The 14,037-nt window shown below is 54.6% G+C and carries 9 protein-coding genes; 7 read left to right on the top strand and 2 right to left on the bottom strand.

The window, feature by feature from the left end; genetic code table 11:
* Nucleotides 1-125 precede the first annotated feature (125 nt).
* The 7 genes from D9N13_RS15060 to D9N13_RS15030 all read left to right on the top strand — a co-directional run bounded on the left by D9N13_RS15060 (nucleotide 126) and on the right by D9N13_RS15030 (nucleotide 10,235).
* Entirely contained in the window at nucleotides 126-2,240 is a 2,115-nt protein-coding gene (locus D9N13_RS15060) for a putative bifunctional diguanylate cyclase/phosphodiesterase (protein ID WP_290591784.1), read from the top strand.
* Between the two features lie 168 nt (nucleotides 2,241-2,408).
* Entirely contained in the window at nucleotides 2,409-3,590 is a 1,182-nt protein-coding gene (locus tag D9N13_RS15055) for an acetyl-CoA C-acyltransferase (RefSeq protein WP_290591782.1), read from the top strand.
* Nucleotides 3,591-3,792: 202 nt separating this feature from the next.
* Nucleotides 3,793-5,625, top strand: coding sequence for a beta-ketoacyl synthase (locus D9N13_RS15050; protein ID WP_290591780.1), 1,833 nt, complete (start codon nucleotides 3,793-3,795; stop codon nucleotides 5,623-5,625).
* A gap of 332 nt (nucleotides 5,626-5,957) precedes the next feature.
* Nucleotides 5,958-6,995: a Glu/Leu/Phe/Val dehydrogenase family protein gene (locus tag D9N13_RS15045; RefSeq protein ID WP_290591779.1), complete on the top strand. Its 1,038-nt coding sequence runs from the start codon at nucleotides 5,958-5,960 to the stop codon at nucleotides 6,993-6,995.
* Nucleotides 6,996-6,998: 3 nt separating this feature from the next.
* The gene (gene pdhA / locus D9N13_RS15040) at nucleotides 6,999-8,078 is read left to right on the top strand and encodes a pyruvate dehydrogenase (acetyl-transferring) E1 component subunit alpha (protein ID WP_290591776.1); all 1,080 of its coding nucleotides are present in this window, start codon (nucleotides 6,999-7,001) and stop codon (nucleotides 8,076-8,078) included.
* Between the two features lie 82 nt (nucleotides 8,079-8,160).
* On the top strand, nucleotides 8,161-9,126 hold the full coding sequence (locus tag D9N13_RS15035) for an alpha-ketoacid dehydrogenase subunit beta (protein ID WP_290593090.1): 966 nt from the start codon (nucleotides 8,161-8,163) through the stop codon (nucleotides 9,124-9,126).
* Nucleotides 9,123-10,235: a dihydrolipoamide acetyltransferase family protein gene (locus D9N13_RS15030; RefSeq protein WP_290591774.1), complete on the top strand. Its 1,113-nt coding sequence runs from the start codon at nucleotides 9,123-9,125 to the stop codon at nucleotides 10,233-10,235. Before D9N13_RS15035 ends, D9N13_RS15030 begins: the two co-directional genes overlap by 4 nt.
* On the opposite strand, the gene D9N13_RS15025 is transcribed toward D9N13_RS15030, so the two are convergent.
* Both D9N13_RS15025 and D9N13_RS15020 read right to left on the bottom strand, forming a co-directional pair.
* Nucleotides 10,232-13,168 carry an EAL domain-containing protein gene (locus tag D9N13_RS15025; RefSeq protein ID WP_290591772.1) on the bottom strand — a complete coding sequence of 979 codons (2,937 nt, stop codon included), beginning with the start codon at nucleotides 13,166-13,168 and terminating at the stop codon, nucleotides 10,232-10,234. The two genes, D9N13_RS15030 and D9N13_RS15025, sit on opposite strands and share 4 nt — an antisense overlap.
* 120 nt (nucleotides 13,169-13,288) lie before the next feature.
* Nucleotides 13,289-14,017, bottom strand: a complete 729-nt coding sequence (locus D9N13_RS15020) for a DUF1499 domain-containing protein (RefSeq protein ID WP_290591770.1) — start codon at nucleotides 14,015-14,017, stop codon at nucleotides 13,289-13,291.
* Between the last annotated feature and the right edge of the window lie 20 nt (nucleotides 14,018-14,037).

The raw sequence follows: 14,037 nt of genomic DNA, 5'->3' as shown, positions 1-14,037 counted from the left end.
TGGGCGTGCCTCTTAAAATAACGCTAAAAAGCCGGTGCAAACCTTTGACTTTCTAACTGGTTATAATTAATACTCTTCCTAATAACTCTAGAATAATAAACGGCCACTCGACTTGGAAGTGATCCATGCAGGGTAAATTGAATAGCCGCCTTTCCAACAAGCTCTTTTTCGCCGTCATGGGTACTGCCCTGTTGATGGGCCTTCTTCTCAGTATCGTACAAATCATGCTGGATGCACGGCAGGCGCGCAAAAGCCTGGAATCAGAGGCGCAACAGATACTGGCCATGATGAAAGAACCGGCCACCCAGGCGGCCTACAATCGCGACCCAATCCTGGCCGAACAAGTGGTACAGGGGCTGTTCCGCAATAATGCTGTGTTCTACGCTGCGGTCTCCATTCCCGAGAAACCACCGCTGGCGTCTGAGTTCCGCAATAAGAACATTATCCCTTACCGTTCCCTGATTTCATCTATCTTCGGCCAGGAACTCAGTTATACACTGGAGTTACGCGGCATTGCTCCGGGTACAGGCGCACAGGGTGAGGTTCAGTTGTTCGGTAACCTTGAAGTCAGCCTGGATCCGTCCAATGCAGCCAATGAGTTCATTGAGCGCAGCAAAACCATCATCATCTCCGGCCTGGCCCAGGCCATCATTTTCGGTTCTGTACTGTATCTTATTTTTCAGGGTCTGATCGCCCGGCCGATGACCTCCCTGTTGAGCTCACTGGAAGAAATCGACCCCATGCGCCCAGCCCAGAATCAATTGGATGCGCCCCGCGGACACGAAGATGATGAGCTGGGTGCCTGGGTGCAGAAAATCAACGACCTGTTCAAGGCCATTGAAAAGTACAACAGCAAGCGCCGTGTTGCTGAGGCCCATGTGGAGCGTTTAAGTAATTACGACATGCTCACCGAGCTGCCCAATCGCAACATGTTATTGCGTCGCATCGAGCAATCCATACAGGATGCCAATCATCAAAACGACATGTTCGCAGTACTGTACTGTGCCCTGGATGATTTCAAATCAGTGAACCTCCTGCACTCCTACCACGCTGGCGATAAACTGCTGCTGACCCTGGCGGACCGGTTCCGTGCCGATCTTGACCCCACCCACACCATAGCCCGGGTGGGCGGTGATGTGTTCGCCATGGTGTTGCCGAACCTGGAAAATCACTACGAAGCCGCGGATATCGCCCAGAAAGTACTGGACAGTGTGCGGCGCCCGTTCCGCGTGGACAATCACAGCATCAGCCTGTCGGCCACCATCGGCATCACCATCTACCCACACGATGCCGCCACCGCCGACCAATTATTAAAAAACGCCGAGAACGTCATGCAGCTGGCGAAATCCCAGGGTGGGAACAATTATCAGTTCTACGTGGCCAACGTGGATCAACGCATCCGCGAAACCAAAGTGCTGGAACGACAACTGGCAACGGCCGCCGAAGACAATCAGCTGCAACTGGTGTTTCAGCCGCAGGTCAATCTGGTCACCGGAGATGTGCGCGGTGCAGAAGCCCTGGTACGCTGGCATCACCCGGAACGGGGTATGGTGTCGCCGGTGGAATTCATTCCACTGGCGGAACGCACCGGAGCCATCGTCGCCATCGGTGAATGGGTGTTGAAACAATCCTGTTACGCTTTACGCCGCTGGCTGGAAGCCGGTTTTCACAATCTGACCATTTCAGTCAACGTCAGCGCCATCCAATTGCACCAGTCCGATCTGGTGGGGACAGTGAAGCGGTTGGTGAATGAAACCGGCATTCCACCTCAGCACCTGATGCTGGAGATCACAGAAACCGCGGTAATGGAAAACGTGGACCTGGCCATTCGCCTGTTGAAACAAATGAAGGAAACCGGGGTACAACTGGCCATTGATGACTTTGGTACGGGTTATTCCTCTTTGAGTTATCTGAAAAAAATGCCCATGGATGAAGTAAAAATCGACCGCGCCTTTGTTCAGGATATGCTGGAGGATCCCGATAATGGCACCATTGTCGACGCCATTATTCAGTTGGGTCACAGCCTGGGTATGTCCGTTATTGCAGAAGGCACCGAAACGCTGGACCAGATTAAATACCTGCAGGAGTGCGAGTGCGATGTGGCCCAGGGCTACTACTACAGCCAGCCGATTCGGGAAGATTCCTTCCTGACTTTCCTTAGCAATCAGCGCAGTCAGGTGAAAAGCGCGACCCAGCGTGCCGCTAAAACGGCCAACTCCCTGCTCAACAAATCCAGCTGAACTACTGTTTATTCTGCGTTCCCGGTTGCCGCCATCGCCACGATGCTACTCCATTTGGAGTATTTGATCATTCGCACCACCCCCCATTTATCGTTAAAATGCCCTCCTTTTACCACTACGCCGACATTCCAGGCGACCAGACCAAACTAAACAATGTAGGACTACACCATGAGCGAAGATGCAGTTGTTATTGTAAACGGTGCCCGCACCCCAATGGGCGGCTTCCAGGGTTCACTTGCTTCCGTCACCGCCCCTGAGCTGGGTGCCATCAGCATCCGTGAAGCAGTGGCACGGGCCGGCATAGCGCCGCAGGACGTGCAGGAAGTGATCATGGGATGCGTACTGCCTGCGGGCCTCAAGCAGGGGCCGGCCCGCCAGGCCGCCCTGAACGCGGGCTTACCGGAGGCCACCGGCTGCACCACCATCAACAAGCTTTGTGGCTCCGGCATGAAAGCCACCATGCTGGCCCATGACCTGATCAAAGCCGGCACCAACGACATCATGGTCAGCGGGGGCATGGAAAGCATGTCCAACGCCCCCTACGTGCTGGAAAAAGCCCGCAGCGGCTTGCGAATGGGACATGGCGAGATTAAGGACCATATGTTTCTGGATGGCCTGGAGGACGCCAAAACCGGCCGACTGATGGGCTCCTTTGCGCAGGAAGTGGCGGACAAGGAAGGCCTGTCCCGGGAAGCCATGGATGAGTTCGCCATCACCTCCCTGCAACGGGCCCAGCAAGCCATTGCCAATGGTTCTTTTCAAGATGAGATCGTGCCGGTCACCATTACCACCCGCAAAGGGGAAATGGTGGTAGCGGAAGACGAGCAACCCGGTAACGCCAACCTGGAGAAGATTCCCACCCTGCGGGCAGCCTTCAGCAAGGACGGGACCATCACCGCCGCCAACGCCAGCTCCATTTCCGACGGTGCCTCGGCTCTGGTGCTGATGCGCGAATCGGTTGCCAGTGCAAAGGGCCTGGCGCCCCTGGCCCGCATTGTTGCACATACCACCCAATCCCAGCATCCTTCAGAATTCACTCTGGCTCCGGTTGGCTCGCTGGAGAAGCTGTTTGCCAAAACCGGTTGGAGTGCGGCGGATGTGGATCTGTTCGAAATCAATGAGGCTTTTGCCATGGTGACCATGCTGGCCATGCAGAAACACAACATTCCCCACGACAAAGTCAATGTCCATGGCGGAGCCTGCGCTCTGGGCCACCCCATCGGTTCCACCGGCTCCCGCATTATCCTGAGTTTGATTCACGCATTGAAACAACGGGGTGGCAAGCGCGGCGTTGCCTCTTTGTGTATCGGTGGCGGTGAAGCCACGTCCATGGCCATTGAATTAATCTGACCTCATTAAAGAGGCGTTTGAAAAACGCCTCTTTACCCCCTCTTTTATCCCCTTTCCCCCTCCCAACTGACATACCTTCTTACACTTTTACAAATGGTTTCACTTTATCGCCACCATTGTGACCAATGGGTCTGGCAGGGAATTTTTCACTCTCTACAATGGACAGGCTAAATCCAATTTGCAGGAATCACGGAGTCCCACTTTGAAAGCACTACCCTTGATCATCGGTTTTGGCGGCGTCAATGCGGCCGGTCGGGCTTCATTTCACCATGGCTACCAACGTATGGTGTTCGACAGCCTGAGCCAGAGCACGCAACAGGAATGTCTGCAGAGCCTGACAACACTCATGGCCAACGGCAGTGACCACCCCCTGAATCAAGATGAAATACTGGCCGGTACCCTGATCCGGAAAATTGAAAAGAATCACTTCGATGTTGAACGTGTAAGCCTGCAAAAGCCGGTAAAGATGAATTCTCAGGATAACCAGCTGACATTCAAACTGCGTAAAAAAGATTTACCCAATGACGTTCCCAGCCATTGGCGGATCAGTATCAACGGCGACGAAGCCACCGTAACCTGTGAAGATGCCACCCGCATTTTGTTGGAAGACAGCCGCCCCTATCCGGTTCGTGCTGCAGGCCAGATCCCAACCGGCTTTCACCCCGGTGACAGCTATACATCCCGTAATCACCCCCGTGGCCTGCAGCTGGCAACCTTTGCCGTATCCGATGCCTTGCGCTCCACTGGAATAGACTGGCAAACCATTCAGGACAAGCTGGATCCGCAACAGGTCAGTGTTTATGCCAGCTCCGCCATGGGCCAGCTAGACGAGTTCGGCACCGGTGGTATGCTGCGCAGCAACCTGCAGGGCAAACGGGTCAGCTCCAAACAGTGTCCCATGGGTTTCGCCGATATGACTGCGGATTTCGTCAATGCCTATGTATTGGGGAATGTGGGCCAGACCGGAGCCATGGCCGGTGCCTGTGCCACCTTTTTGTATAACCTGCGCATGGCAGTACAGGATATTCAAAGCGGCCGTGCCAAAGTGGCCGTGGTCGGAGCCAGCGAAGCCCCCATTATTCCTGAAGTAATGGAGGGCTACCGTGCCATGAGTGCCTTGGCGGAAGACGAGGGTTTACGCAAACTGGATGGCATTGAAGGGGACGTGGATTATCGTCGTGCCTGCCGCCCTTTTGCCGATAACTGTGGCTTCACCATTGGCGAGTCATCACAGTTCCTGATCCTGTGCAGCGATGATCTGGCAATGGAATTAGGGGCCAGCATTTATGCTGCGGTACCGGACGTGTTTATCCACGCAGACGGCATCAAGCGATCTATATCCGCTCCGGGTATCGGCAATTATCTCACTGTGGGCCGGGCTCTGGATTGTTTGCAGCAGGCACTGGCCGACAGCGGTGGCCTGCAACACAGTTTTGTCATGGCCCATGGTACCGGCACACCACAAAACCGTGTTACAGAATCCCATATTCTGGATTCGCTGGCAGGTGCATTCAATATTCAGCAGTGGCCACTGGCGGCGGTTAAATGCTTTCTGGGGCACTCCATTGGGGTGGCCGGAGGCGATCAGATTGCCGCGGCACTCGGTGTCTTTCAGCAGGGCATCGTACCCGGCATTCGCACCGTTACCGGGTTTGCCGAAGATGTCCACCAAACCCATCTGTCATTAAGCAATCAACATCGGGATTTCGGTAGCGCACACTTCACCGGCGCCCTTATCAATGCCAAGGGTTTTGGCGGTAATAACGCCAGTGCGACATTGCTGTCACCAAGCTGGGTTGGGCGCTTCCTGAAAAAACGCTACGGCGATCAGCGCTGGCACGATTATCAGAACAAGCACGAAAGTGTCCAAAGCAGCCAGCACCAATATCATGACGCGGCGCTGACTAGCATCCCCGCTTCCATTTATCGTTTTGGCGAACCTGAAATCAAGGGCGAGCAGTTGTCAATCTCAAGCTCGGCTATCAACATACCGGGCTATCGGCCGTTGCATCTGAAAACCGACTTTGAGTATTAGCGTGAATTATGCTTTGCACCCGGTTATATGGAACGCCTTTATAATCGGGTGCAGTTATTAACAGCACCGCCATCCATACCGCCGGTCCGTTTACTGCGGATCCTGCTGAATTATCTCACCACACAATCATCAACGACTTCAACAGGTTAGGGTCAATCGCAACGACCCGGTAACAAAACCTGTACTATTTCACCTCGGCAAGCGGCCGTTAATACATTATATTTTTTAATGAAACCAATCTGAATGACGTGTAGTGCGCTGCGATCCAGCCTGCAACACGCAACCGGAAAAACAACGAGTGTTACCCCACTCTCGTTTGGAAGGAGACAAATATGTTCGACATCATCGAGCAGGCACGCCTGGGTGAGCTGCATTTCAAATCCGATCCGGACAGCGGATTAAAATCCATTATCGCAATACACAACACCAAGCTGGGCCCTGCCCTGGGTGGTTGCCGTTGCATTGAATATCACAGCGATACTGCCGCCATTATGGACGTGGTGCGCTTGGCTCGAGGCATGAGCTACAAAGCAGCACTGGCCAAAGTTCCCCAGGGTGGCGGCAAAGCGGTGATCCTGAAACCGGCAGAACCCTTTGACCGCAAAGCCCTGTATCAAGCCTTCGGCCGTTTCGTCAATGAATTGGGCGGGCGCTATATCACCGCCATCGACAGCGGTACCACCATTCACGATATGGATCAGGTGGCAAAAGTCACTCCCCACGTATCCGGCAGCCACAGTGACGGGCTGGACCCATCACCCAACACTGCCTTGGGTGTACTGGCAGGCATGAAAGCCGCCGCCTTGCAGCGTTACGGCAACTCAAAACTGAAAGGCCTCACTGTTGCCATTCAGGGCATGGGCAACGTGGGTTTTCACCTGGCATCCTTACTCTATGAAGAAGGCGCCCGACTGCTGGTGACCGACCTGCAGGAAAGTAAAGTGAAACAGGCGCAAACTGCATTCCATGCCGAACCCATGTCGCCTGATCAGTTCTGTTCTGCCCACTGCCACATTCTGTCCCCGTGCGGCCTGGGTGGCGTCATCAACCATGAAACCATCAACGTGCTGCATTGTGACATCATCGCCGGTTCTGCCAATAATCAGTTGGCCACTCCTGACGTGGGGCAGCAACTGCACCAGCGCGGTATTTTGTACGCCCCGGATTACGTCATCAACGCCGGTGGTCTGATTCAGGTTTCCATGGGCCTGCACCGTGCAACCCAACAGGAAATTTCCAACAAGACCTGGGGCATCAGTGAAACCCTATACGATATTTTTACCCGTTCCAGTGTGGAAAACCTGCCCCCCTCCACCATTGCCGACCTCACCGCAGAAGAAATCCTATACCAAGAAACCGTGGGAGCCTGAACCATGCAGTACACCAGCAAGCCCTATCAACAACATCGATTCATCAACGCCGACGGTGCGGTGGAATCGCCACTGCCCGACTATCTCGATGCAGATTTTTTGCTGAAGAGTTACCGCACCATGGTCATGATACGAACCTTTGATCAGCGGGTGGTGGCATTACAGCGTACCGGGCAGATGGGTACCTATGCCTCCTGCCTGGGCCAGGAGGCCATCGGCACCGGCATCGGACTGGCGCTGGGCAAACAGGATGTTTTTCTACCCTACTATCGGGATCAGGCCACCCAGTACCTGCGTGATGTTCCGTTTCAACAACAACTGCAATATTGGGGCGGGGATGAATGGGGTAATCACTTCACGGGCACCGCTGCCCAGGATTTTCCCAACAGCGTTCCCATCGCAACGCAGGTTACGCACGCAGCCGGCGTTGCCAGTGCCATAAAAATTCGCGGTGAAAAACGCTGCGCCCTGGTCACTTGTGGTGAAGGCGCCACCTCACGGGGGGACTTTTATGAAGCCATGAATCTGGCCGGTGTCTGGCAGCTGCCTATGGTGATGGTGGTGAACAACAATCAGTGGGCCATCTCCGTGCCCAGAAGCATACAAACCGGTGCCGAAACCATCGCGCAGAAAGCCGTGGCTGCCGGCATTGAGGGCTTTCAGGTGGATGGCAATGACGTAAGTGCGGTATTCGATGCGGTGCGCCACGCCGTGAACAAAGCCCATCAGGGCAAAGGAGCCACTCTGATTGAAGCGGTTAGTTACCGGCTAGGGGATCATACCACCGCCGACGATGCCACCCGCTACCGTGCCCATGATGAAGTCAATGCCGCCTGGCTACGGGAACCGGTTAAACGCCTGCGCACCTACCTGCATGAACAGGCTCTGTGGGATGAACAACAGGAACAGGCTTTGCTGGACGGGTGCAAGCAGGAAGTCGAAAGTGCCGTACAAGCCTACCTGCAATTGCCGGATCAACCGGTTTCCGACCTGTTCGATTATTTATACGAAGAACTTCCCGTGCACCTGATGCAACAACGCCAGGCTGCACTCAGCAAAGCGGCGAAAGCAGAGGGAGAATAATATGGGTATGCCTGAAAGCAACATCGCCTCACTGGATAAAAAACACAGCCCGGGTGACCCCGCCACACCCCATATCGTCACCATGATCGATGCCATTAATATGGCGCTGCACCGTGCCATGGCCAGCGACTCCAACGTGGTGGTTTTGGGAGAGGATGTCGCTACTAATGGCGGCGTATTTCGTGCAACCGTGGGATTAAAAGAGCGCTTTGGCCACAAACGGGTGATGGACACCCCGTTGGCGGAAACCCTGATCGCGGGCATCAGCGTCGGCATGGCCGCACAACAGCTGCGCCCGGTTGCTGAAATCCAGTTTATGGGTTTTATCTATGCCACCATGGAGCACATCGTTTCCCACGCGGCACGACTGCGTAATCGCACGCGGGGCCGTCTCTCCTGCCCTATGGTGTTGAGGGCTCCCTATGGCGGCGGTATCCACGCACCGGAGCACCACTCGGAAAGCACCGAAGCACTGTTCGCTCATATACCGGGGCTTCGAGTGGTGATTCCCTCGTCCCCCACTCGCGCTTATGGATTGTTGCTCAGCGCCATTGAAGATCCCGATCCGGTCATTTTCCTCGAACCCAAACGCATCTACCGCATGGTGAAGCAGGAAATCTATGATGATGGCGTTGGCCTGCCGCTGGACACCTGTTACACCCTGCGACAGGGTGAACACATCACATTGATCAGTTGGGGAGCCATGGTACACGAAACCCTGCAGGCAGCGGATCAACTCCAGGAAAAAGGTATATCCGCCGAGGTCATCGATGTGGCCACCATCAGCCCCCTGGACATCGATACCCTGGTGGCGTCCGTGCAGAAAACCGGGCATTGCGTCATTATTCAGGAAGCCGCCCGCCACTGCGGCGTAGCTGCCGAGATCAGCGCTTCCCTGCAGGAGCAGACTTTTACTGCACTGAAGGCACCCATCGCCCGCGTCACCGGATTCGACACCCCCATGCCCTACCTGCGCCGCGAAAATATTTATATGAACCACGCCGATGACATCGTCACCGCCGCCATGAAAACCCTGGAGGCCCTATGAAATATTTCAAACTGCCGGACCTGGGTGAAGGCCTGCAAGAAGCAGAGATTGTGGAATGGCATATTAAACCCGGTGCTGCCGTGACCACCGGCCAGATCATACTGTCGGTGGAAACCGCCAAGGCCATTGTGGACATCCCCGCCCCACAGGACGGCATCGTGGCGGCCTGCTTTGGCGAAGAGGGTGACCTGGTGCATACCGGTGAGCCGCTACTGGAATTTCAGGGTGAGCAGCAGGAAGACACCGGCACGGTGGTGGGAAAAATGCAATCTGCCAGCGATCACTCTGAGCGGGAGCAGTTTGTCATTGGCAGCCCTTATCGGCCCGGACCCAGTGTGCCACTGGCTACCCCCGCCATTCGGGCCCTGGCCAAACGCCTGCAGGTGGACCTGAACAAAATCAGCGGAACCGGTAATCACAATATGATTACCAGCGACGACGTGGAAAAGGCCGCACAACTGACCCGAGATCTGGGCGAAGCAGAGACCCTGAAAGGCGTGCGTCGCAGCATGGCACGCAATATGGCCAAAGCCCATGCCGAGGTGGTCAGGGTCACCATCAACGATGACGTGGACATTGAGCTCTGGAGAGATGATGAGGACATTACCCTGCGTCTGGTCAGGGCCATTGCCAATGCCTGTACCATTGAGCCCAATTTAAACGCCTGGTACGACAGCAGTAATGACACCTTCAGAGTCATTGATAAAGTGGATCTGGGGATTGCGGTGGATACCGCAGACGGCTTGTTTGTGCCGGTGTTGAGGGATGTCTCCCGCCGGGAACCACCTGATTTACGCGCCGGCCTGAACACCCTGCGGCAGGATGTGAAACAGCGTACCATTCCGCCTGCTGAAATGACCGGCGCCACCATCAGCCTGTCCAACTATGGCACCATTGCCGGACGCTATGGCAATCCCATTGTGGTTCCACCGATGGTTGCCATATTGGGAGCCGGCAAGATATACAGCAACGTGGTGGATACCGGAATTGGTTTTGCCAGTCACCGGTTTGTGCCATTGAGTTTGAGCTTTGATCACAGAGTAATTACCGGAGGCGAAGCGGCGCGTTTTCTGAAAGCGGTTATGGATGATTTGCGTATGGCAGACTAACCCGCAGACTGAATAGCTTCAATTTCATCAATGGGGAATGGCTTGGAAATGCCATACCCCTGGGCGTAATCCACACCGATGCGCCGCAACAATTCAGCAATGCTGTCATTCTCAACAAATTCAGCAATGGTTTTCTTACCCATCACATGGCCGATGCGGTTAATGGATTCCACCATGGCACGGTCAATTTCACTTTCCACCATGTCTTTGACAAAAGCACCATCGATTTTGAGGTAATCCACCGGCAGGGTTTTAAGATACCCATAGGAGGAAAAGCCGCTGCCGAAGTCATCCAATGAAAAGCTGCAACCCAGATCGCGAAATTCCTCGATGAACTTCAGCGTGCTGGAGAGATTGGTAACGGCAATGGTCTCGGTAATTTCAAAACATATTTTCTCCGGCGCAATACCGTAACGCTTGAACTGCTCTCGCAGAAAACCAGGAAATTCGTTGTCCCCCAAGGTCAATCCAGAAAGATTGACGGAAACATCAGCGATGCCCAGTTGCTTCTCAGCATTCTGCGACAACCAGTGAAACAAATTGCGTACCACCCAGCGATCAACCTGCGGCATAAGATTGTAGCGTTCGGCTGCCGGCAGAAACGTACCGGGAAACACCAACTCACCCTGATACCTTAAGCGCAACAACACTTCGTAGCTTTTGCCAGAGAACAGATCTCCGGAGAGCGCCTGAATGGGTTGCACATACAATGTAAAATAATCATTTTCGATGGACTCCGAGATGCGGGCAGCCCACTCCAGCTGTGTCTGATGACTGGCCAGGCGCTTGTCCTCCGGATCGTACACATGCACCCGGTTACGCCCCGAGTTCTTCGCCGTATGACAGGCCGCATCCGCCAGATTAATGACTTCCTTAACCGAGTCCATATGCTGCATCAGATGCACCAGGCCGACACTGCCTGCAGGATTGAACAGCCGATCATCCCATTCAAAACGTAAATTCTGGATCTGGGTACGAATCTTTTCCGCCACGGCAACGGCGCTGTGCTCGGAACAATTGGTCAGCAAAATAGCAAATTCATCCCCACCCAGGCGCGCCAACACGTCTCCACCCCGAGTCAGCTGCCGCAGCAACAGTGTCACCTGACGCAACAGTTCATCCCCGGCCATATGGCCGCAGGTGTCATTGACCAGCTTGAACTGATCCAGATCCAGCAACAACAACGTGTGATGTTCACCCTGGTGATGCACTTCCTCCAATGCCTGGTGTAGCCGGCTCTCGAACTCACGCCGGTTCACCAGCCCCGTCAACGGATCATGACGGGATAGGAACATAAGCTGCTCCTCATTACGCTTACGTTGGGTAATATCGAACACAAAGCCTTCCACGATGGCATCACGATCCCATTCGATTCCAGAAATAACCTTGGCAGAAACCGACATCCAGCACACCTGCCCATCGCGGCGGAAGCCCTTGATTTCGAAATTCTGGATCTTACCTTTCTCCATGATCTGGCGGGTGAGTGCATGGTAATCCGACTCATCCAGAAATTCAGACACATCGCGGCGTAAATATTCCTGAATCATTTCCTCCGGTGCAGAATACCCCAACATGGCAGCCATGGCCGGATTAACGGCAATCAACCTGCCATCAATGTCACTCTGGTAAATACCCTCTACGGCGTTTTCATACAGCGAACGATAGCGCTCCAGATTTTGAATGGACTGGCGTTGCGCTTGCTGCTTTTCACGGCGCTCCAGATTAATACTGTCGGCCAGCGCCATGGAGAAGAAAACGATCTCGACCGTGACCCCCACCTGCAGCAGGTACTCGGTCCAGAGATTGACCGGTAGCCAGCCCATCTTGGATAACGCAAACAAGGCTGCACCGACAAAGTACACCAGCCAGCCGGCAACAAAATACCGGGCCCGGCGCAAGCCACGGTAGAGCAGGATCGCCCCCACTCCCAGGCAGAGCATGGTACTGGGCAACACCAGCACCGCCGCCAGCTTGATGGCAAGGTTGTAAGGTATTACTACAGACAACGATGCCAGCAGCAACGCAACCGTCACCACCGCTGACAGTACCCAGGCCGCTGCAGACCAACGGGAAGGCAGGTTCAGGAATGCAATGGTGAACATACAGCGGAACACCGCCGCAAAGCAGACAAAGAGCACAATACTGCTTTGATGCCATCCCTTAAGATCTGGCCACATGTACTGATAAGCCAACCCGTCGATGGACAACTGAAACAGCAATATGGAAAAGCCATATCCGACGTAGTACAGGTAGCTCTGATCCCGAACCACCAAAAAAACGAATATGTTATACAACACCATCACCAGTAGAATTCCGGCAAAAGCGCCCTTCACCAACAGGGTTCCCTGCTCCAGATTCCAGAACGCATCCCGCTCCCATATACGTAACGGTACTTCTACCGAGCCCTCACTTTGCACTCGCACATAGAGCTGCCACCTGTCAGCCTTCATTTCCGGTAACGGCATGAGGTAATTGCGATGCCATATGGGGCGCTGCCAGAATGAGCGTTGATCGCCGGTACTGACCTTTTGTACAACACCGCCATCCACCACAAAATACACATCCAACTGATCCAGCAGGGCATACCCCACTTCCAGCAGGAAACCATCACCCTGCAGCCCACCGGGTACGGGGACACGCAACCAGACCGCATCGGTGTTAAAGCCCAGATTCAATGTCTTGGCCGGCATGTTTTCCCAATCCAGTTCGTCGCCACGGGCCAGCACATCATCAATCTGCAGGCGGCCGGAAGCATCGTGATGCAAGTCACCGGACAGCAACAGAGGATTATCGATCGAGCCGGAGGCATGCGACGGAGCACTGTAGACAGCAGCAGACAGGGAGCAAACAAACAAAACGAAGCAACGAAAGCAGACCATCAGGAGAGCACGGCAATGGGGCAGGGACAGAACGCTGGGGCAAGTGCGATTCATAGTGTGCGGACGGCGGCTTTATGATTATTTGATAATTTTTTGTACACTGTAATACAGATCATAGCCCAGAACCGCACCGGACGCATTGCCAGTTACGATTTTTAACTCTGTATCAAACAGTTACGACTGAAGCGCCGACAGAAAAGTACGAATGCGTTGGGCATTCTTACCCAAATCACTTTTGCCAACCCGGCTTACGGATCGAATATCCACTGTTGCACCCTGTTCCGATGCTGCCCCTACTCGTATGGCAATATCATCTACGAATCCGAACCAAAAAGTGGTATCAGTGGCTTCCACCACGCCGGAGGCGGCATCCACCGCCTGAATCTCCCAGCCGAGGTCTGTAGCCACCTGCTGCACACGCCCCAGGGCCTCGCCCACCGGCAGCGGCAACACCAGAGTTTGGATATCAGGATAGTGTTCCGACTGCACTGCTCGGTTGGTGGTTGCCGTCTGCAACGGATTGGCGTCTTCCGGGCGGACACCGGACAACGCCGCAATGGCCGGTGGATTTGCCCAGCTGGTGGACACATCATACAAAACCGGTGCTTGACTGGCCTTTAGGCCATAGTGAAATACCGTCGCCACCGGCACAATCAATATCACAATCACCAAAATGGCACGGTGACGCGCCACCTGCAAATGCTGATGAATGGCCGCCAACAACGCCACACCCGCCAGTGCCAGCAGCAGGGCCGCAGTCAGTGCCGCCCCGGCCAGCAATGGCAGTGCCAGCTGAATGCCCCACAGCTCAAAGCGCACCCCCAGCGCCAGGGCGGGAAAGGTCCAGGCCACCACAAGCGCCACCCACACCAGCACCGGTAATACTCTGAATAGTTTTTCCATCCCTCTCTCCCTGTGGGTGA

The organism is Ketobacter sp. GenoA1, assembly GCF_003671475.1.
Lineage (GTDB): Bacteria > Pseudomonadota > Gammaproteobacteria > Pseudomonadales > Ketobacteraceae > Ketobacter.
Note: the sequence above shows the minus strand (reverse complement) of the source record. Positions and strands in the feature narration are given on the sequence as shown.